The following is a 19,836-nucleotide window of genomic DNA, read 5'->3' on the forward strand; positions in this document are numbered from 1 at the left end:
CGGTGGGGGCTTTTTCGCGCCGTACAGCAGCGAAGTACAGCAACTACGCGTGATCGCCCTGGTTGCCGAGGTGCTTGCCGAGCTTGCGCAGAGCCTTCCGCGTCGACTCCGACGGCACGTGCGTGTAGATCTCCATGGTCACTGCGATCTTGCTGTGCCGCAGGATCTGCATCGCGATCCGGGGGTGCACGTCGAGGGCGGCGAGCAGCGATCCGCAGGTGTGGCGCGTGTCATGCAGGCGGATCTTTCGAACGCCGGCCTTGTCCGAACGGGCGGTGAACTCCCGGTTGAAGTTCCTCGGCTCGATCGGGGTGCCGTACCGCGTGGTGAACACGAAGCCCGAGTCCGTCCACAACTCTCCGGCCGCTTGCTTCGCTGCCTCTTGAGCCTTCCGGCGCAGCTGAAGGGCCGTCACGCAGATGTCGGGCAGCGGCAGCACCGCGGTTGAAGCCTCGGTCTTCGTCTCCGCATGCACCAGTTGTCGGGCAATGCGCTGAAGCTGCTGTTCCACCGTGACCTCTCCAGCGTTGAGATTCACGCTGTCCCAGGTGAGGCCCAGCACCTCACCGCGGCGGAACCCCAGCACCAGGACGAGCACGTACGCGGGGTACAGCGGATCGCCAGCCGCCCGGGCAGCTTCGAGGAAGGTCCGGGCCTCTTCCACCGACCACGGCTTCGGCTTGGGCGTACGGGCCGACCGCACCCGGACGAGGGCCGCGACGTTCTTCGAGATCAGCTCCTCCCGCATGGCGTTGCTGAGAGCCGAGCGCAGAACGGTCCGGGCATCCTGAACTGTCCGGTGAGAGACGGTCTGCTTGCAGCACCGGCCGATCGCGCAGCACCGCTGCCGGCGTGTGGGGTTCTTGTCCACCTTGGGGCGCGCGGCATCCTTCCCCTGAGCACAGCACTGGCACTGAGTCCGCAGCTTGTTGAGCCAGGTCTGTACGTCGCGCACGGACAGCTTGTCGAGCCGCTTCGTGCCGAGCCCGGGCGTGATGTACAGGCGAACGTGCATGCCGTACGTCTCGACCGCTTTCGGCTTGAGGTCAGGTTCCACCACCTCCTTCAACCAGTACGCGAGGTACTGCGCGACCGTCGGAGACTTGGTCGCCACCGGCCCCTTCTTCGCCTCGGAGTGAAGCTTGATCCACTTGTCGTGGACGTCTTCGCGGGTCTTGCCGTAGACGTACTTGCGCTTCTTCTTGCCGTCGGGGGTGGTGACCCAGGCGTAGGCGGCGAAGCCGTTCTTGTACGGGTAGATGGAGCCTTCGCCGTTGCCGCGCTTGCCGCTCATGCCGACCACTGCTCCTCAGCCTCACGGGCGAGCCGCTCGACGTACTCGTCGACCCAGCGGGGCAGGATGCGGCGGTTGCGCCCGTCCTTGATCGAGCGAATCTCGCCGGTGAGCACGAGCATCTTGGTCTTGGACAGTCCGTAGCCGAGCATCTGCGCGACTTCGGCGGTGGTGTGCCACTTCCTCGCGATCACGGTCGTGGTCATGACCAGGCGTCTCCTTCTTCGGCTTCCAGTTCGGCGCGTGCTTGGCGGGCGGTTTCGCGGTTGTGCTGGATATCGCGGGCGAGGTTGGCGGCGAGCCAGGATTCGCCGGGGGTGTGGCCATGGCCGGCGTAGGCCCAGTGCGCGAGGGTCAGGGTGGTGGCCTCTGGGTGGTCGTCGGGGTCGGGCAGGCCGAGGGCGGCGCGTTGCTGGGCGGCGCGGTAGTCGGCGCGGACCTGGCGCAGGGCACCGAGGGTGGTGGAGTACCGGCGGGACTTGGTGGAGAAGTGGCCGCGGAAGCCGAGCATGTGGGCCCACTGCCACAGCCGCCGGTCGGGGTAGAGCGCGTCGAGGTCCCAGCAGGCGCGGATCAGGCGGAGGGTGTGGTCGGGCAGGCCGGGGAGCTTGTCGAGTTCGGCGAGTTCGCCGATGCGGCGGTCGACGGTGCCCGTGGTCTCGGCGGCCTTGGTGGCGTACTTGGCCACGTAGGAAGCCACGGCCTGTTCGGTGAGGTCTTCGCCGCTGCCGAAGGCGCCGATGGGCTGAACGTCGAGCTGGGTGCCCCAGCGCAGAGTGCGGGCGGGCTGGTCGCCGACCGCGGGAAGGGTTACTTCGGCCCGTGCGGCGGCGGCGCGTAAGGCGTCGGTGAGCAGGTCGAGCGTCGCCCAGGACGGTGGTTCGGTGTCGGGACCCTCGGGCCCGTCGAAGCGGATGACGGCGTGGAAGTGGATGGCGCCGCGCTTCTGGTACTCGGCGACCTTGCCGTACGAGACGCGGAGTTGTTGGCGCAGGGCGCGTTGGGTGATGCCGGCCCGCTTGGCCAGCTCGCGCGGGAGGTAGATCGTCACGTAGCGCCAGAGGTGGCCTGCGTGGTTGTTCCACAGGACGGCGCCAGCGTAGTCGTAGGTTTCGGGGTCGAGCGCAGTGCCCAACTCGGCTGCTTCTTCGCTGTGGTGGGTGCCGCAGCGGCAGGGGCGGTGGCCGGGGCGGTTGTGGACGGGGCCGAAGGAGGGGGCAGTGAGGGTGGCGAAGACCCGCGGATGGTCCCGGACCGTGGTGGGGGTGCCTTTGGCCTCGTCGCCGGTCAGTCCGGCGCGGATGAGGTGGTAGGTGTCGCCGGCGTAGGTCCAGGCGCAGGAGGGGCAGCGGGAGGCGCGACGGTTGCCGCAGGCCACCCGGAGCCGCCCGCCGGGTTCGGTGTCGGTGGAGTAGGCGTGCAGGACGGTGCCGGTCGTGCGGTCGACGGTCTTCGTGGCCCCGGTGAGATGGATTGGGTCGGAGCAGCCGCCTGTGCGGCGGATCTGTTCTTCCCAGCGGTCGAAGCCGGGGGACCCGGTCACCCGGAGGAGATCCCCCAGGGTGGTCGGGTCCAGGCCCGCCAGGGTGGCGGCGTCACTCACGCGGATTCCTTTCGCCCGGAGCAGGCGGATCGGTGATCGGTCCAAGCGGCGACGAGTTCACGGGCCTGGTCATCCCCCTGAGCCTGGCGGGTCTTGCCACAGCCGCAGGCGTAGGAGGCGGTAGCCGGGCGGTAGGGGGAGGGCTTGGAGACGTGGACGCCGGGGCTGGCCGGCGTCGGGGTCAGGTCAGCCATGGTGATCACCGGCCCGAAGACGTCGCGGTGACGGCAGAGTGACGGGGCACGGTGCCGGTGCCCTGGCAGGTGCGGCAGGTGACGGTGAGGGTCTTACGCGTTCCGTCGGGGTTGGTCTGGCCGGTGGTGATGGCGACGGACGGGAAGTCGTCGCAGTCAGGACAGCGGCGACTGCGGGCAGGGGTGATCTCGGGCATGATGAGGAGTCCCTTTCGGGTCGGAGGATCTTGAAGGGGTCAGGCGCCCGGGGCGGCGGAAGTTTGGCGACCGAGGCCGCCCCGGGGGCCGCTCAGCGACCGGTCTGGTGGCTGTTCAGCAGCGAGCGGATGACGAGGGCGCAGACCGTCACGGAGACGGCTGTGATGGCAACGGCCAGGAGCATGGAGACCAGGACCGTGCCGACGACCAGGACCACCGCGGTCCCTCCCCCCACAGCGGCGACGAGCGTGCCGGGGGTGAGCTGTACCGAGGGCCGAGCGGTCGGAGCGGGCGTTGGAGTCTGGGACGGCGGAGCCGGGGTGACGGTGACCAGCTCATGCGCGGGCGAGACTCCCTGGCCCCTCACGATCGAGGCGGTGTCGGGGGCCGGGTACTTGGGCGTAAGCATCGCGGTGTCCTCCTGTCAGGGGTTGCAGTGGTGGGTGCGGGCGGCGAGTTCAGCGGCGGAGCGGTCGCGGTAGTCGGCGGAGAATCCACAGCCGGGGGCGGTGCAAGCGGCGGTGTGCTTGGTGCGTCCGTGGCCGTCGTAGTGGGAGCCGACCTGGACGGGGCCGATGCGGATCACGTCGTAGAAGCGGTTCGGGCGCGGCATCTATTAGCCCTCCCGGCCGACGAAGTCGTCGTTGTGGTCAGCAAGCCACTGCTGGATCTCGGGGTGTTCGTCGTCGGTGGCCTGGTTGATCGCAGACTCTCCGAGGCGCATGGCCTCAACGAGCTGATTGGCGCGGGTGAGTTCGGCGGCGCGTTCCAGCGCAGCGCGAGTGGAAGGGCGCATGAGCAGATCTCCTTGTCAGGTGAGTTGGGCGGTGATGGCGTCAGCCAGGAGGGGCGGGATGCCGAGGCGGGCGCGTAGGGTGTCGCGGTCGATCGGTGAGCCGGTGGTTGTCTGGTGGGTGTCGGCGATCTTCCTGGCGTGATCGAGCAGCGCCGGAGGAACCGCGGGAACCGAAGGGGCGGCAGGCTCAAATGCCGGAGCAACCGGTGCGGGCTCGGCAGGCAGCGCGGCGTCGGCCACCGCGGGCGCTGATTCCGGTGCGGCCGGAGCCGCGGGCGGGAGCGGTGCCGAAGCGGTCTCGGGTGTGCGGTCCAGCCTGGTCTCATCGACGGGGGTGTCGGCGGGTTCGGCTTCTGCCGGCGTTGTGGTGGGTGTGTGGGCGAGGAGGGTGCCGCCAAGGAAGGCCAGCGCGGGCCATCCAGCGACGAGGATGCGTAGCCAGGCCGGCACGGCGTTCAGGTCGAGGAGCCCGGCGGTGGCGATGTTCGCCCCCAGGGACGCGGCCAGCGCAATGACGAACCAGGTCCAAGCAGCACGTGCTGCCTGGTCGTTGGCGCGCAGGGAGCGAAGGCGGCGCCAGGCTGCGACGAAGAGAAGGTCGACGCTGACGGGGTAGGCCCAGGCTTTCCAGCCGTGCTGGCCGGCGGCTTCGGCGATGTCGTGGAGGTGGGCAAAGGACAGGGCACCGGCGATCACGGCCTGAACGAGCACGGCATCCAGGCGCAGTTTCGATCGCATCGCAGTACCTCCTTCCTGGTTTGGGCATGGCGGTGCCAGGGACGTGGCGTGAGGCGGTCAGGCCGACCGTGTGGGGTAGGGGCGTTATTCGACGACGGGCCGGGGCTTGATCAGCGAGGGCGCATCGTCCATCGACGGCTCGATGGGTGCGACCGGCCGGAACGGGGCCAGTGCGGGAAGGCCCGGCGTCAGGTGGGCGTAGGCGCGGCAGACCGCCGCAGCGTCCGCGGGCGAGGTCTCGGGGGTGCGGATGCGGGACCAGCCGCCGGAGGTGTCACCGGCGATCGCGACACCGGGCCGGTCCGCCTGAATCGTCGTGGCCGCGAACACTGCGTCGGGGGCGATGTCGCCCAGCCCCATCTCGGCGGTCTGCTTGTCATTGACCCGGTGGACGACCCGGCCGGTGAGCTGGGCACGGAGCATGGTGGCGCCCTTGCCGAGCTCAGAGCCGAAGCGCTGCCCGCAGACCTCCAGGTACATGCCGACCGCGCGCGCCATTTGCGCCAGCCGCACCATCTGCATCACCATCCGGTCCCGGCGTTCCTCGTCCTTCTTCGCGGCGACGAGGAACAGCTCGGCGACCTCGTCGACGAGGACCACCAGCGGTACTGGCCGTACGGCCGCGGGCAGGGCCCACAGGTCCGAGACATGATGCTCACTGAGCAGGTCGAAACGGTGCTCCATCTCCTCGACCAGCACGCCCAGTACCTGTGCCGCGCTTTCCGGCGTGGTCGCCAGCGCGGAGAGACGGGGGGCGTAAGAGCTGTGTTCCACCCCTCGCTTGCAGTCGATACCGATCAGGCCCACCGGGAGCTTGGCCAGGCCGGCGACGAGGTTGCGCTGATACATCGACTTGCCCGACTGATTCGCCCCCAGCGTCAGGCTGTGCGGGACCTGCCGGTAGTCGCGTGAGAAGACGGTGCCGTCATCGCGCAGTGCGACGGGGACGACCATGTCGGCAGCCTTGGCCCGCCGCGGCATCCGTACGCGCCCCAGCACGTCGTAGCCGGTCATCCGCAGCTCCACTACACCCGGCTTGGTCTCCACCACGCTGACGGAGTGGACACCCCACGCGTGCCGCAGTCGCTCGGAGGCCGCCGCCACATCCGCCGGTTCGAGGCCGGCCGGAAGGCGGAGGGAGACCCGCAGTCCGGTCGAAGTGCCCCGCACCCGGCGGACCTTCGGCGGGACCGGCTGCACCTCGCGACGGGCGACGTTGCGCGCCATGAACGCCCGCAGACGCGACGGCTGCACCGTCAGCCCACACACATCCATCGTCGAGCGGTACGTCACCGTGAACCGGCCCCAGGTGACCGGCAGACCCACCAGCGACCAGTAAACCCGCGGCGCACGGCCCTTCGCGTAACCGAGGCCACCCACGCCCGCTAAGGCGCCAGTCGCTTCGAGCACCGTGGTCAGGTCCGACATGGTCAGACCCCAGCCGTGATCGCGACCGCGCGGAACGAGATCCCGTGCCGCTTCTGCCCGTTGAACTCGTTCTCCCAGTCCCGAGCCTTCAGACCCACCACCGACACCGGAGTCCCCGGCGCCAGGCCCTCCGGGATACCGGTCTCCGGGACGGTCACCTGGTACAGGTTGCCCTCCCCGTCGTCGGAGATCAGCAGGCCCACCGTGGACAGACCCGCACCGGTCTCCCGGTCCACGGCCCGCTCACCGGTCTGCTTGTTCACGAGCTTCGGAGTCGGGGCGGTCGCGACGAACACCACAGCGGTCGAAGTGTCGATCTTGAACGAAGGCATGGGATCTCTCCTCATTTGGAGGGGCTGCGGCCGCCGAGCGCCGAACGTCGCCCCGTACGGAACAGCTTGTATAACCAAGCTGAGATGACCGTACGTCAGCTCACTTGGGTATACAAGTGGCTGGGTGCAGAAAAAAGGGGCCCAGAAGGCCCCCTGACGCTGAATCAGCTGGTCACGGCACGTCAATCACGTACCGAAAAACATGGCGATCGCAGGGGATGCGCGAGTCGAGGACTTCCACGATCGATCCATCCGCCACATGCGCAGCACGCCATACCCGAGCCAGCGGCACACCCGGAGGCATGCTCAGATCCTCGATCTCGTCGGGTGTCGGCATGCGAACGTCCAGGTCTTCAACGAACTGCGTGATCCTTTGCCCCACCGGACCGTTCGGATCCTCAACAAGGGCGCTCACGCCGCCGCGGATGCGGCGTGGTTCGGCGACCGCAGTACCCGCGAACAGCGCTGCCGGGTAGTAGCCGTCGCATAGCTGCATGGGCTCGTCGTCGACGAGGAACAGCCGCCGGCGAACGACCACTTCCTCCCCTTCGGTGAGCCCCAGGCGTTCCGCTACCTCTTGCGGTGCCGGCTGCAGTTCAACGCTCAGGATCCGCTGCTCGGGTCGGGCGCCCTGCGCGGCAACCTCCGCGTTGAAATTGCTCTTGCCCGTATTTCGCCGGTCTCGGAAGTTGGCCCCGGTCGACAGCATCTGCACGCGGGGGCGTGGTCGCACGATGGCACGGGCGCCCTGGCTGCTAACGACCAGCCCCTCAGCCTTCAGGAGGGCGATGCCCTTACGGACCGTAGGGCGAGTGGTCTGGTACTGCTTCGCGAGCGTGTTTTCGGAGGGGATCGGCTCCCCTGGTGGAAGGTCGCCCGCCGTGATCTGGTCTCGCAGGTCGTTCGCGATCTGCACGAACACATTCGGCTGAGCCATCGGGTCACCTCTACTTGATTACACAAGCGAGAGTACGACACCGGCATGCCGCAGTCACTCGAAGGACCACCCAGACCATCGTGTTACCCGGATCGCTACAACCGGACCCTGCGGCGGCTGCTCCCGGTACTGCACGTACTTGGATTGCAAGAGGGTGATGGGATGACCACGTCGTGAATCGTCCTCGATCACCTCCGCGTGGCCGTCAGCGCGTACCCACCAGAGGTGGGACCAGTCGTCGTCATATTGGTCGACGAGGGCGGCGACGCGGTCGTTTTCCCGGATGTTGCGCAGACGCCGCAGATCCCTGGTGCTCTTGGGCTTGTGATCCACCGCGAAGTAGAGCGCGTCACCTTCCGCGGCGAAGGTGACGGGAACGAGATGTGGCGTGCCGGATGCACTGGCCGTGGCCAGCCGGGCAACCGGCGAAGCCACGAACCTTTGGCGTGCGTCTTCAGGGCCCAGGTTCATGGCGTGACCGTACCCGCAGGGCCCTTCTTGATGCTGGTTGGCAGTTACTCGCCGCGTCAGTGGAAGAACCGTTGAACCGTTCAAGCTTCGATCCACGTGCGTCGATCGCGCGCGGCTATGTAGATCAGCTCGATTTCTTCAGGCGTGAGTGCTCCACTCAGCGGACCGAGGGCCGCGACCTCCTTGCCGCGGATGACACGCACATCATGCAACGTCGGCACCACGTCAACCCGCTTTGCCCCAACGAAGACGAGCGCCGGCTGGACCTCGACAGCGAAACCACATCTACGAGTGATCGCCCGGCCAGCGCGCAGTGCCTCATGCCGAGCCTTCCGGACGTATGGGCGAGCCTGGCCGTGGTTCACCTTCACCGAGTCGTCCCCAACCCAGACGCTGGCGTCACGGTGGTGCTTGGTGTTGATCGAGAACACCCCACCGGGGCCGATAAGCAGGTGGTCAATATCGACCTCTCGCGGCAGCGGGATGGAGTGCAGGACCCGCCAGCCGGACCTGGTGAGACGCGCAAGCTCACGTCCAATGTCGCGCTCTCCGGCCAAGCCCTTTCGCCAGGAATCAGCTTCGGTCTTCCTTCGTAGCAAACGCGCCACGATCAGTGCGAAGCGGCCGGGCGACACCTCCGCCAACTTCTGACGGAGTGCTTGCCCAGGCTGATTGAGCGCGAGGTCATCTGCGGCCGTCATCGGTGAAGGAGCTGGCTTCTGGGTGGCAGGGAGATAGATGGCGAGCGCCTGTCGGGCAGCAGCCTCATGCTCTGGCAGAAAGACCGTGACGATGCCGGATTTGCGATCCAACCAGGCGACGGTCGTGCCGTCCGGCAGGCTCACGTAGACCCGATCATGTCCGTATCGCTTCCACGCAGACACGCGTAAGTCACTCAAGCTCCGACCCCCAAGATGTCAGGCAGTGTCGACACTATGAGAGCAGCCCAGCGTGGCCCGAGGAAGCCGTACCACTGCTCGCTATGCCCCTCTGAGTCTCCGCTGCTTGACCCCTTTCCAAGAGCGGACCTCCCGCGGTAGCCACAAGCCCGTCGCATGGCAGAGCTGTTACAGGTTTCTCTACCTCATCAAGCCCCGCCCTTCGGCCGGGGAAGGGGGCAGGGAGGTGGGGGAGGAAGAGCACTCCGGGGGCTCTCGCGGGTGGTGCCGTTTCCTTGCCGGGTCTCCGGATGCCGATCGCGCGGTATCAGCCCGTTGAGTCCGTGGAGTGCCGATCGGGGCCAGCAGCAAGCGTGTACCTCGTTGGTCAGCTTCTCGCGGCTCGGTCCCGCGGGAGGGCCTACGGCTTGTGGCTCTGGCCTTGTGGGTGCTCGTGCCTCCGGCATCCGGCGCGCAGGCCAACGGCTTGACAGCCGCCGCTACGAATCACACCCCACCGGCCCGCCAAGCGGGCCGGCGCGGGCTCGGGGACTGGGGGCGACGCTCCTGCCTTCGGCCCGCTCCGCCCCCGCCCCCGGCCCCGCGCCACCACAGTTGCCACGGGGTGATCCGCTAGACGCTTTGTCCCGCCCAAAGCAGCGCCGGACCGGGCAGACACCCCACCGGCCAACGCCACCACCGACGCCACCCGCCAGCCCGGCCGCAGTCACCCACCATCAGGACGAGCTGAGCAGCCACGAAGGCGCCCGTGCTCAGAGGCAGGTCCAGGCGGGGAGCCCCGAGGGCGGCGAGCAAGTGCGAAGAAGTAGGTGGTGAGGTGGGGCGGAAGCGGTGAGCGGTTTACATGGCGGGCGCACTGCCGACCGTGCCATAGGTCTTGGTTACGTCGACAAGAGCTGGCTACGGGAGGAGTGGGGTCAGGGAGGCCGAGCGCTCCGGGCATCCAGGCCGGCATGAGCGAATCGCCGTACCGCCACCGTCGCGGATGCGAGCGCGTAAGCGGACCGAGCCCTGATGCGCGGCTGAGGGGGAGCAATCTGCTGCCGCGATGTGGCTCAGCCCGTCATGGGCGCTCCGCTAACTAACCCACCGTCGTTGTGTCAGGCCAAGGGCAGGGCTGGTCACCTAAGGGCCGCCCCTAAATGGTGTCCACCAGCTTCGCCAGGCATGTCCAGTAGCTGTCAATCGGCGATCGGAATTCCTTTACCTCCTGTGAAGGCCTTTGTGATTCCGAGCCATTTGCTGCACTCTCCCAAATCTGGTTGAGGCACGTTTGGAAGCTGCTGCCACAAATGCAAAAAAAGAATGATCGCCATACTCAGCGTCTGCATTCCTTTAAGTCCCGAGCCTGTAATTAATTGAGGAAGTTCGGGCGGCACCCCCTTCACCTCCGCAAGCGCCTCAGCGACGATCTCCTCCTCGTAGCGAAGGAATAGATCTGTTGCGAGCACCCCGGGTGCCCCATGTGTCTGCTCCGACCAGGTCGAGAACAGCAACTCATACTGCGGCACCCGCATCGGGTCTGGTGACGACTCGGCTAGGGCACGGGTCGTCTTCCCACTCCAGCTTGTTCGCCAGCGTACCGTCCCATCAGCTCGCGGTGCCATCCTGAAATCAGTGCAACGGTCGAGAAAATCCTTAACGCTCAGCTCCCATGGAGACCCCGAAGGGCGCCCCCGCGTCTTCTCGAACTCGATGCGGCGTGACTCTGCAAGGAAGTACTGGAGTAGGCCAAAGTTACTGTAAATTCTCTGCGCTTCTCGGCGATCGGCGAACGATCCCAAGTGCTCCATGTTCACAAGCAACTCAAACAACTGGCGCGCAACGGGGGTGGCATATTCCCAGTGGCCCGCATCGACCAGGAGTTGAGCAGACTTCAAGCCTTTGATTCCGCGCCGAAGGACGTACCCATCAAGATGAATTGCGGTGTTATCCGCATCGGCCGCCGCATCGGCAGCCTGCTCTGCAACGGCAGTTATCTCGGCCACGACATCGAAGAGGGGACGCTTCCTCGGATCCTGACTGCCGCCTGCCCGCTTCGAGCTGCCAGCATCGGCGACGTTGCGCTCCTCACTGCTAGCCATTTCCGTACCTTAGCTGCGCCCTTGAGGGCTTGACAGCCGATTTGTTACTTCGGGCGCCCAAGACGAAGAGCTGAGGTGTCTGTCGCTCAACTCAGCCGCTCGCCATGCGGGCGGCCATTCACGCAGCCCAGGAAGCGCCGCACTCTCAACAGAAGGTCATCGTGCCCGGTGCGGGGAGGCACGGCGAAGGCCGGGCAGTCGCGGTAGGCGGACAAAGCGACGGTTCCTGAACCTACGGTGACGTTGCCGCCACGACAGCCCTCAAGACCGGTGCACGGCGTGTAGGGCACCGACGCCGGCTCGGCACTCAGGAGACTACGGCGCGGTGATGTCAAGCTCCATCTTGTTGCCGGATCAAGATCCGCAGCACTGTACGGGCTGCTCTTCTGCGGTGCGGACTCTTGGCAAATACTGCGGTCAAGGCGAGCGCCACGAGGAGGCTGACGTACGCCAGGCCGGTGATGGCTACCACCACAACACCGATTGGGAGAACGGAGAAAGGCATAGCAAGCAGCACGCGAACGAGGGTCGGTCGCGCCTGTCCTTCCATGCCCGGCAAGGTGTCACGGGAACCTGCCCCGACCTGGCAGGTGGCAAAAAACGCTCGGCTGCGATCGAACGCTCTCCCAGGGCCCACGCTCTCACCTAGGTTGCCAAACATGAGGGAGGACACGCAGTCTCGCCGATTGCCGTGCAGCGAGAACACGAGCCCGCAGCGAGGTGGGGAGGTTCGCCGGTGTCAGGGAACCGGGGCAATACAGCAGCGGAGTACAGCAACCACAGTGACTGCTGCCGCCCTCCAACGCACCCGAGCAGCCGGGTCGTCAGGCCAGCAGACCTCACCAACCACCCTGCCGGTAGTTCGCAACGAGGGGGTCAGGGGTTCGAATCCCCTCAGGTCCACAGCGTGTCAAAGCCCCCACCGGGGAAATCCGGTGGGGGCTTTTTCGTGTGGTGGGGCAGGCGGCGGGGGCTGGGGTGAAGTGGTGGGCGGGGTGGGGTCGGTGGGGGACGGCCCGGGGAACTCGGGGATCGGGACGGCCGGTTCGTCGTCGCGGTGTGGGTCAGGGGTGGAGGAAGGTCAGGACGGAGTCGGTCTGGCCGAGGAGGGCGTGGCCGGCGTCGGGGAGGAGGCGCACGGTGGCGTGGGGGAGGCAGTGGCGGATGCGGCGGGCGGTTTCGGTGGAGTCGAACATGACGTCGCGGCGGCCGGCCGTCACCAGGACGGGCATGGTCAGGCGGCGCAGCGCGCTGTCGGGGAAGACGGGCAGCCGCTCGGTGCGCGGGTTGAAGTGGGAGAAGGTCAGCAGCACCTGGTCGAGGACCGGCCGGGCCTCCGGTGTGTGCAGGCCGGTGGCGGCGCGGACCGACCGGCGGGCGCCCCAGCGGCCGAAGGGGCGCAGCAGCAGGGCCTTGAACAGCCAGCCGGTCTTCTGCTTCCCGACTCCGCCGGGGCACAGCAGGGCCAGGCGGGTCACCCGTTCCGGGTGGCGGGTGGTGTAGTCCAGCGCCAGCCAGCCGCCGAGGGACATCCCGACGATCGCGGTGCGGGTGATCCCGAGGCCCGCCAGGACGTCGTCCAGCCACCGGGCGTGGGCGTCGGAGGCCAACGGCGGGCGGGACGGCGCGCTCAGGCCCGGCTCGCCGATGAGGTCGAGGGCGTAGGTGCGCAGGTGCCGCGACCAGGTGGCGATGTCGTCCCGCCAGTTCGTCGCGTTCGCTCCGGAGCCGTGCAGCAGCAGGACGGGCGGGGCGTCCGGGGGGCCGGAGACGACGACGAAGGTCTCGCCCTCACGGGTCGGCACCCGCACCTGCTCGGCGGGGACCGGCCAGTCGCGCAGCTGCTCCTGGTAGCGACGGCGGAGCTCGTGCGCGCCGGCCTCGGACTTGTAGAGCGCGCTCATGAGGTGAGCACCCCCTCCAGGTAGTCGAACAGCCGGGCGGTGTCGGCCAGCCCGCCCAGGACGATGACCTTCATCCGCGACCGCTCGGCGTCGTAGGCCGTCTCGATCCGCAGGGGATCGTCCCCCGGGCCGCGGTGGGCGGCCGCGCCCATCAGGAGGGTGGTCACGCGGTGGGCCGTCGCGGCGCCGACCGCCTCGATCTCCACGATGCTCGACACCTCGGTGTGCCGGGGGCGCCCGGCCGGGTCGCCGGGGGCGCTCGCCGGGCGGCCGGTGAACGCTTCGAGGTCCTCGTGCGCGATCCGGTACTGCTTGCCGATGCGGACCGCGGGGAGCCGGCCGTCCCGTACGTAGTTGCGGATGGTGCGGACGTGCAGACCCAGCCGCTCGGCGACCTGTTCCACGGAGTAGAAGCTGTCTTCCATGGAATTACCCTATCTTCCCGCGTGGTGCGCTGAATAGGGAAGTTTGCGGAAAGTTGGGGAAGGGTGGGGCAGGGGGCAGGGGCAGGGGGTCAGCGGGTGAAGGTGCGGGAGGTGAGGCGGATGCCGTGTCTGGCGAGGTAGGTGAGGGGGTTGATGTCCGAGCCGTAGCGGCGGTTCCTGCGCACCTCGAAGTGGAGGTGGGGGCCGGTGACGCGGCCGGTGGCGCCGCTGTAGCCGAGGCGGGTGCGGGCGCGGACCTTCTGGCCGGGGCGGACGGTGATGCGCGAGAGGTGGCCGAAGAGGACGTAGCGGCCGTCCGTCATCCGGATCGTCACGGCCTTGCCGTAGGCGCCCGACCTGCGGGCGAGGACGACGGTGCCGGAGCCCACGGAGCGGACCCGGGTGCCGGAGCGGACGGCGAGGTCGATGCCGGTGTGGTGGCCGGCGCGCCAGGCGCCGCGGGCGCCGTAGGGGGAGCTGATGCGGAAGTGGGAGGGCGTGGGGTGGGCCCAGGTGCCGGCGGGGGCGGCGTGGGCCTCCTGGGGCACCGTCAGGGGGAGGGCGGAGCCCATGGCCGCCGTGGCTATGGCGTGGAGCAGCAGTCTGCGCAGCGGGGGGCGTTGGCGGAAGGTGGTCATAGTTGAAGGCCACGCCTTGTGACGGGTGGTCGCATCCCGGGGCGGGCCACCGGGCGGCCGAACGGGTGGCCGGACGGGGGGCGGTTCGGCCCGGTGGGTGAGTCTTGTCGGGGTGGGCGCCCGAGGGGGGATGGGGGCGGTGCGGGGTGTCGGTCGGGTGAGGGGCACGGGGGCCGCAGGGCCCTGGACCTGCGGGGGTGACGGCCCGGGCGTAGCCGGCCTGCCGTCCTGAAGGGGCCGGGCGGCTCAGCCCCGTAGGCGTTCGACGGCCTTGAGGACCGCGCCGGTGCCGTCCTCGGTGGCGAGGCGGTGGGCGGCCCCGGCGGCGTGGCGGCGGCGTTCGGGGGCGGCGGTGGCCTGGGTGAGGGCGTGGGCCAGGCGGTCGGCGGACAGCTCGGGGAAGGGGATCGGGGCGGTGGCCGCGCCCAGGGCGGCCAGGCGGTGGGCCCAGAAGGGCTGGTCGGCGGTGACCGGGACCGGGACGGTGGGGACGCCCGCGCGCAGGCCCGCGGCGGCGGTGCCCGCGCCGCAGTGGTGCACCACGGCGGCCGTCCGGGGGAAGAGCAGGGCGTGCGGGACGTCGCCGATGGTGAGGACGTCGGCGTGGCCGCCCGTGTGGCGGGTGGTCAGCCCGGCCCAGCCGGACTGCAGGATGCCGCGGAGCCCGGCCCGGCGCAGGGCGCGTACCGCGAGGTCGCCGAGGCGCTCGCCGTCGCCGGCCGCCATGCTGCCGAAGCCGAGGAAGACCGGGGGCGGGCCGGCGGCGAGGAAGTCCTCGACAACGGGCGGGAGTTGGGCCTCCGGCGCGTGCCAGGGCCACCAGTTCCCGACCACCTCCAGGCCGGGGCGCCAGTCCGCGGGGCGGGGCACCAGGACCTCGCTGAAGCCGTGCAGGACCGGCCGGCCGGCGGCTTCGGCGCGGCGGCGGACGGCGCGGGGGGTGGCCGGCGGCAGGCCGAGGCGGGTCCGGAGGGCGGCCGTCGCGCCGGCGTAGAGGCGGTCGATGACGCGGAGCGAGAGGCGGCCGGCGGCGCGGTTGCCCCAGCGGCCCAGTGAGCGGCCGCCGCCGACGACCGGGGCGAAGTCGCCGGTCGGGGCGCCGGGCACCAGCGGCAGGTCCAGGGACGGGATGTCCAGCGCCTCGGCGAGGTGGTGGCCGAGCGGCGCGGTGGTGGCGGAGAGCAGGAGGAGGGCGGTGTCGTCGTGGGCGGCGTCGGCGATCCCGCCGCCGAGTTCCTCGATGAAGGCGGCGGCCCGGCGCAGGAGGGCGCGCCTGCTGCCGGGGCCGGCGGGCCGCGCCGGGCCGGCGGGGTCGGGGCGGTGGGCGCGGGGGTCGGCCGGCAGCGGGCGGAACTCCAGGCCGGCGGCGCGTACGAGGCCGGCGTAGGTGTCGTGGGTGGCGAGGACGACCTCGTGGCCGGCCGCGCGGAGCCGGGCGCCCACGCCGGTGTACGGGGCGACGTCGCCGTACGACCCGGCGGCGGTGATGAGGATCTTCTCGGGCATGGGGCGGTCCGCCTTCCGGGCAGGGGATGCGGGGGTGGATGGGGCGTCGGCCTCAGGGGGCCGGGGGAGGGAGGTCTTGGGTGGCTTCGGGCGTCGCTGTTGGGGGCCTCGGGGCGGCGTCGGGCAGACCCCGTACGGCTCCTGCGGACCCCGTACGGCCCCTGCGGACCCGGGGCGGTCCGGTGCGGCCTGGGGCGGGCCCTGGGCTGAGCCCGCGTCAGTCCCCGTGGGCCGAGGCGGCGTGGCGTACGGCGTTGGCGTGGATGGCCGTGTGCAGGTACGGGGCGAGGCCGGGGCGTTGTTCGGTGGCCGGGACGATCAGGGCGAAGGCGCGGGGGTCGGTGACGAAGCCGTCGGCGATCCGGCCGTGCACGTCGGTGGGGCAGGGGGTGAACCAGCGGGCGAGGTGCTGGCGGTGCTCCTCGGCGAGGTCCATGGCGCGTGTGCCGTCCGCGGGCTCCTCGGCGTCGAAGGCGGCGGTGAGCCGACGGCGCCACGCGGCGGCCTCGGCCATGATCGCGGCCCAGTCCTCCTTGGAGTGCGCGGCGGCCCGTGCCATCGAGTGCCGGTAGCTCTCGCGGTGCTGCCACTTCAGGTGGGCCTGGGTGGCGTAGGTGAGGTCGAAGGTCACCTCGCCGAAGACCTCGAACCGCTCCTCGGGGGTCAGCTCCACGCCGGTCTGCTGGACCTCCATGGCGTGTTCGGCGACCTCGACCAGCCGTTGCAGGGCGGCGATCTGGTCGGTGAGGAGGCGGTGGCGGGCGCGGAGCTGGTCGAGGGCGTTGGCCTGCGGGTCCGCCAGGATGGTGGCGATCTCGTCGAGGGGGAAGCCGAGTTCCCGGTAGAAGAGGATCTGCTGCAGCCGGGCGAGGTCGGCGTCGCTGTAGAGGCGGTAGCCGGCGGGGCTGCGGTCGCCGGGGGAGAGCAGTCCGGCCTCGTCGTAGTGGTGCAGGGTGCGCACCGTGATGCCCGCGAAGCGGGAGACCTGCCCGACCGAGTAGCTCATCGCAGTGCCCTTCGTCCCGTGGTGTCCGGCCGGCCCGCCCTTCCGGAGGGTGTCACCGGTGGCGGGGCGGCCGTTCTCCAGGCTGGGGCCTGACGTGGCGTGAGGGTCAAGCGCGGCGCGGTGCGGTACGGGCGGTGGGAGCGAGGCGGGGCGAGCAGCCGGGGACCCGCCCCGTCCGGCTCACCCGCCCGGCTCACCCGCCCGGCTCACCCGTCCGGGTACCGGTCCTGCAGCACCGAGTTCACCAGCGCCTGGACGTCCTCGCGGTCCAGGCCCTCCGTGCGGGCCCGGTCCATCCAGGAGCGCAGCTCCTCGCGCAGCAGGGCGTCCGCCGCGGACTCGGGGCGGGCGAGGGTGCGGCTGACGAAGGTGCCGAGGCCGGGGCGGGGTTCGACCAGGCCCTCGCGCTCCAGTTCGCGGTACGCCTTGAGGGTCGTATTGGGGTTGACCTTGGTCGAGGCGGCGACCTGCGCGGCGGTCGGCAGGCGGTCGCCCTCCACCAGGATGCCCAACCGCAGTGCCTGCTGGACCTGTTGGACGATCTGGAGGTAGGTGGCGACGCCGCTGCGGCGGTCGATGCGGAACTCGACGGCGCTCACCACCTCTCTGCTTCTTCCGCCGGTGCCGACCGGCGTGCCGCCGGGACCGTGCTGCCCGACCGCTTGATGATCGGGCTGGTCCTGCCGGGTGTCAAAGCGCCGCCCGGGGTGTTCCCCGTACGGGAGGTACCCGGGGGCCGGCGCCCGTGCCGCCCGCCGCGCTCCGCCCCGTTCAGAGCGGCCGCCGCTGTGCCCGCCACACCACGCAGCCGAGGACCACGGCCGTCAGCGCCAGCAGGATCCCCGCGCCCAGCCACTGCATTCCCGCCATCTGCCCGTAGTCGAAGTACTGGGTCACCCGGTTGACGATGCCCAGCCTGGCCCGGCAGGCCCCGGAGTCACCGCCGACGCAGGTGCCGAAGCCGTAGAGCCTGCCGTCCGCGGTGGACACCCAGTCGTCGATCCGTACGGAGCCGGCCGGCAGCCGGGGGCCGTCGCCGTTGTACGGGTAGCTGACGCTGCGCAGCGTGCCCAGGACGGGGCGCACCTTCTCGTCCCAGACCAGGGCGAAGGCGGCGGTGAACACGAAGGTGGCCGCCATCGCCGCGGTCACCCGCCGGATCAGCACGCCGAGGGCGATGCCGCAGGCGGCCAGGAACAGGGTCTTGGCGACCGGGACCGGCCCGGTGGTGTCGAAGGCGCCGCTCTGCAGCCAGTCGCCGTCGCCGACCAGGGCGTGGGCCGGTGTCCACAGCCAGGTGAAGGCGGCCGACAGCAGGGCGGAGCACGCCGCGACCAGGGCCAGCGGCAGGCCGAGGGTGGCGGCGATCCAGCGGCCGCGGCTCGCCGACTGCGTGGTGACCAGCTTGACCGTGCCGCGCTCCTGCTCGCCCGCGATCAGCGGCGCGCCGAGGAAGATCCCGGCGAGCACCGGCAGCAGCTCCAGGATCTGGATGTCGTTCTTGAACATCGCGCCGAAGCTGTTCTGGAAGTCCGTGGCGACCCGCCCGCCGGCCGGTGCCGAGGCGCCGTGGGCGTGCAGGAAGTCCATCAGGCCGAGGCGCTGGTAGGCGAAGGTGGCGCAGCCCGCGACGGTGATCAGCAGGGCGGCGCGCAGCAGGGCGCGGTGCCGGTGCCAGACCAGCCAGGGCAGGCCGTGCAGCAGGCCGCGGCGGACGGCGGGCGCCGGGGCGGCGTCGTCCGCCGTCCCGGCCGGTGCGCCGGTGGCGCGGGTCCGGGTCACGCGGCGGCCTCCCGCGGGCCGTCGATCCGGGCCTCGTCCGCGATCAGGGTGGGGGCCTCGGGTGAGCGCAGGTAGGCCAGCAGGACCTCCTCCAGGCTCGGGGACAGCGTTTCCCAGGTGTCGCCGAGGGGGCCGTGCGGCCGGACCAGGGCGCTGAACTGCCGCCCGCTGACCCGGGATTCGACCACGGTGTGCCGCTGGAGCAGCTCCGCCGGCACCCCGCCGTCGCCGTCGGCCACGCCCGTCACCAGCAGGTGCGCGGGCACCAGCTCCTCGGTCTGGCCGGCCATCCGCAGCCGGCCTTCGGCGAGGACGAGGAGGTAGTCGCACATGACCTCCATCTCGGCGAGCATGTGGGACGACATCAGGACCGTCGTGCCGTGCTCGGCGGCCTCGGCCATCAGCAGCCCGGACAGCTCGTGCCGGGCGAGCGGGTCGAGGTCGGACATCGGCTCGTCGAGCAGCAGCAGCTCGGGCCGCTTGCCGAAGGCGAGGGCGAAGGCGACGCGGGTGCGCTGGCCGCCCGACAGGGTGCCGATCCGCGCGTCGAACGGCACGTTCCCCGACCGGACGATCCGCTCGGCCAGCGGCTGGTCCCAGCGCGGGTTGAGCTCGCGGCCCAGACGCAGCGTCTCGGCGACGGTGAAGCGCGGGTAGAGGGGCTTGTCCTGGGCGAGGAAGGCGACCCGCTGGAGGACGGCCGGGTCGGAGACCGGGACGCCGAACAGCTTCAGCGTGCCGGTGGTCGGCTGCACCAGCCGGGTCGCGGTGCCCAGGAACGTGCTCTTGCCCGCGCCGTTGGGGCCGACGAGGGCGCAGATGTGGCCGGCGGGGAGCCGGAAGGAGCAGTCCCGCAGCGCCCAGCCGCGCCGGTACCGCTTCCCCAGTCCTTCGGCCTCGATGGCCCACGGGCTCGGGTCGCTCACCCGGATCCCCCCCTTTAGCTAGTTGATTAGTGGAATGAGTATGGGGAGCAGCCGGGAGGCGTGTCAACAAAGGACCGCGGGGGCGGTGGGCGAGAGGCGGCCGCGCCGGCCGGGCCGCGGGGCGCCGAAGGCCCCCTCAGCCGGCCGTGACCAGCGACTTCGCCATGCACCGGCTGTCGTCGTAGGTCCGGTACAGGCCGAACTTCTTGACCATCACATAGCCGCTGGAGGCGTACAGCTCCAGCGCCTCGGGCTGCTTGGTGCCGGTCTCCAGCACCATGCGGGAGCGTCCCGCGGCCCGCGCGTCCGCTTCCAGGGCGGCCAGGATCCGCCGGGCCAGGCCCCGCCCGCGCGCCTCCGGGAGCACGAACATCCGCTTGATCTCGGCGTCGCCCACCGAGTACCCCTCGGCCGCGTCCTCCTGCCGCCGCCAGCCGCCGGTGGCCAGCGGGCGGCCGCCGTCGTAGGCGATCAGGTACGCGCCGTGCGGCGGGGTGAACATCTCCGGGGAGAGCGGGGTGATGTCGCCGTCGTCGCCGTAGCGCCGGGCGTACTCCTGCTGCACCAGCGCGTCGAGGGCGACCGCGTCGGGGTGGTCATAGCGGGACGGGCGTATCTCCATTCCAGAAAGCGTACGGGCGAGCGGGCGCGCGGCGCGATCAGGTTCCGGGATGG

At 70.2% G+C, this 19,836-nt stretch carries 23 protein-coding genes; all 23 read right to left on the reverse strand.

Annotated elements, in window-relative coordinates; genetic code table 11:
- Window positions 1-43: 43 nt before the first annotated feature.
- The 23 genes from K7396_RS21500 to K7396_RS21615 all read right to left on the reverse strand — a co-directional run bounded on the left by K7396_RS21500 (window position 44) and on the right by K7396_RS21615 (window position 19,783).
- On the reverse strand, window positions 44-1,303 hold the full coding sequence (locus K7396_RS21500) for a site-specific integrase (RefSeq protein WP_208629111.1): 1,260 nt from the start codon (window positions 1,301-1,303) through the stop codon (window positions 44-46).
- A complete protein-coding gene (locus K7396_RS21505) occupies window positions 1,291-1,500 on the reverse strand; it encodes an excisionase family DNA-binding protein (RefSeq protein WP_086717559.1) in 210 nt (69 codons plus the stop codon). The genes K7396_RS21500 and K7396_RS21505 overlap by 13 nt, the downstream gene beginning before the upstream one ends.
- Window positions 1,497-2,897: a replication initiator protein RepSA gene (repSA, locus tag K7396_RS21510; RefSeq protein WP_086717558.1), complete on the reverse strand. Its 1,401-nt coding sequence runs from the start codon at window positions 2,895-2,897 to the stop codon at window positions 1,497-1,499. The genes K7396_RS21505 and repSA overlap by 4 nt, the downstream gene beginning before the upstream one ends.
- Before the next feature lie 199 nt (window positions 2,898-3,096).
- Complete coding sequence (locus K7396_RS21520) at window positions 3,097-3,288, reverse strand: hypothetical protein (RefSeq protein WP_086717557.1); 192 nt, start codon at window positions 3,286-3,288, stop codon at window positions 3,097-3,099.
- 92 nt (window positions 3,289-3,380) lie between these two features.
- Window positions 3,381-3,698, reverse strand: a complete 318-nt coding sequence (locus K7396_RS21525; protein WP_107421176.1) for a SpdD protein — start codon at window positions 3,696-3,698, stop codon at window positions 3,381-3,383.
- 15 nt (window positions 3,699-3,713) lie between these two features.
- Window positions 3,714-3,902, reverse strand: coding sequence for a mobile element transfer protein (locus tag K7396_RS21530; RefSeq protein WP_086717556.1), 189 nt, complete (start codon window positions 3,900-3,902; stop codon window positions 3,714-3,716).
- Between the two features lie 3 nt (window positions 3,903-3,905).
- Window positions 3,906-4,085: a hypothetical protein gene (locus K7396_RS21535; protein WP_086717555.1), complete on the reverse strand. Its 180-nt coding sequence runs from the start codon at window positions 4,083-4,085 to the stop codon at window positions 3,906-3,908.
- Window positions 4,086-4,100: 15 nt separating this feature from the next.
- Complete coding sequence (locus K7396_RS21540) at window positions 4,101-4,823, reverse strand: DUF2637 domain-containing protein (protein WP_086717554.1); 723 nt, start codon at window positions 4,821-4,823, stop codon at window positions 4,101-4,103.
- Window positions 4,824-4,907: 84 nt separating this feature from the next.
- The gene (locus K7396_RS21545) at window positions 4,908-6,251 is read right to left on the reverse strand and encodes an FtsK/SpoIIIE domain-containing protein (RefSeq protein WP_086717564.1); all 1,344 of its coding nucleotides are present in this window, start codon (window positions 6,249-6,251) and stop codon (window positions 4,908-4,910) included.
- A gap of 2 nt (window positions 6,252-6,253) precedes the next feature.
- Window positions 6,254-6,583 carry an SCO3933 family regulatory protein gene (locus K7396_RS21550; RefSeq protein ID WP_086717563.1) on the reverse strand — a complete coding sequence of 110 codons (330 nt, stop codon included), beginning with the start codon at window positions 6,581-6,583 and terminating at the stop codon, window positions 6,254-6,256.
- Between the two features lie 172 nt (window positions 6,584-6,755).
- Entirely contained in the window at window positions 6,756-7,520 is a 765-nt protein-coding gene (locus K7396_RS21555) for a GntR family transcriptional regulator (RefSeq protein ID WP_086717562.1), read from the reverse strand.
- A 54-nt stretch (window positions 7,521-7,574) separates the two neighbouring features.
- The gene (locus K7396_RS21560) at window positions 7,575-7,991 is read right to left on the reverse strand and encodes a TIGR03668 family PPOX class F420-dependent oxidoreductase (protein ID WP_086717561.1); all 417 of its coding nucleotides are present in this window, start codon (window positions 7,989-7,991) and stop codon (window positions 7,575-7,577) included.
- Window positions 7,992-8,071: 80 nt separating this feature from the next.
- Complete coding sequence (locus tag K7396_RS21565; protein WP_223660152.1) at window positions 8,072-8,836, reverse strand: nuclease-related domain-containing protein; 765 nt, start codon at window positions 8,834-8,836, stop codon at window positions 8,072-8,074.
- Window positions 8,837-10,071: 1,235 nt separating this feature from the next.
- On the reverse strand, window positions 10,072-10,974 hold the full coding sequence (locus tag K7396_RS21570) for a DUF5677 domain-containing protein (protein WP_143589084.1): 903 nt from the start codon (window positions 10,972-10,974) through the stop codon (window positions 10,072-10,074).
- A gap of 1,064 nt (window positions 10,975-12,038) precedes the next feature.
- A complete protein-coding gene (locus K7396_RS21575) occupies window positions 12,039-12,878 on the reverse strand; it encodes an alpha/beta fold hydrolase (RefSeq protein WP_086721950.1) in 840 nt (279 codons plus the stop codon).
- Window positions 12,875-13,303 carry a helix-turn-helix domain-containing protein gene (locus K7396_RS21580; RefSeq protein WP_086721951.1) on the reverse strand — a complete coding sequence of 143 codons (429 nt, stop codon included), beginning with the start codon at window positions 13,301-13,303 and terminating at the stop codon, window positions 12,875-12,877. The genes K7396_RS21575 and K7396_RS21580 overlap by 4 nt, the downstream gene beginning before the upstream one ends.
- An 89-nt stretch (window positions 13,304-13,392) precedes the next feature.
- Window positions 13,393-13,941 (reverse strand): M23 family metallopeptidase, encoded by a 549-nt coding sequence (locus tag K7396_RS21585; RefSeq protein ID WP_152104898.1) that lies wholly within the window; start codon window positions 13,939-13,941, stop codon window positions 13,393-13,395.
- A 246-nt stretch (window positions 13,942-14,187) separates the two neighbouring features.
- Window positions 14,188-15,447, reverse strand: coding sequence for a glycosyltransferase (locus tag K7396_RS21590; protein ID WP_152104897.1), 1,260 nt, complete (start codon window positions 15,445-15,447; stop codon window positions 14,188-14,190).
- Between the two features lie 217 nt (window positions 15,448-15,664).
- Entirely contained in the window at window positions 15,665-16,453 is a 789-nt protein-coding gene (locus tag K7396_RS21595) for a MerR family transcriptional regulator (RefSeq protein ID WP_086721474.1), read from the reverse strand.
- Window positions 16,454-16,659: 206 nt separating this feature from the next.
- Window positions 16,660-17,055: a GntR family transcriptional regulator gene (locus K7396_RS21600; protein ID WP_086721473.1), complete on the reverse strand. Its 396-nt coding sequence runs from the start codon at window positions 17,053-17,055 to the stop codon at window positions 16,660-16,662.
- 169 nt (window positions 17,056-17,224) lie between these two features.
- Window positions 17,225-18,235, reverse strand: coding sequence for an ABC transporter permease subunit (locus tag K7396_RS21605; protein ID WP_086721472.1), 1,011 nt, complete (start codon window positions 18,233-18,235; stop codon window positions 17,225-17,227).
- Entirely contained in the window at window positions 18,232-19,161 is a 930-nt protein-coding gene (locus K7396_RS21610) for an ABC transporter ATP-binding protein (protein ID WP_086721471.1), read from the reverse strand. The genes K7396_RS21605 and K7396_RS21610 overlap by 4 nt, the downstream gene beginning before the upstream one ends.
- Before the next feature lie 136 nt (window positions 19,162-19,297).
- Window positions 19,298-19,783: a GNAT family N-acetyltransferase gene (locus K7396_RS21615; protein WP_086721470.1), complete on the reverse strand. Its 486-nt coding sequence runs from the start codon at window positions 19,781-19,783 to the stop codon at window positions 19,298-19,300.
- Window positions 19,784-19,836 lie beyond the last annotated feature (53 nt).

The organism is Streptomyces angustmyceticus (genome assembly GCF_019933235.1).
Taxonomy (GTDB): domain Bacteria; phylum Actinomycetota; class Actinomycetes; order Streptomycetales; family Streptomycetaceae; genus Streptomyces; species Streptomyces angustmyceticus.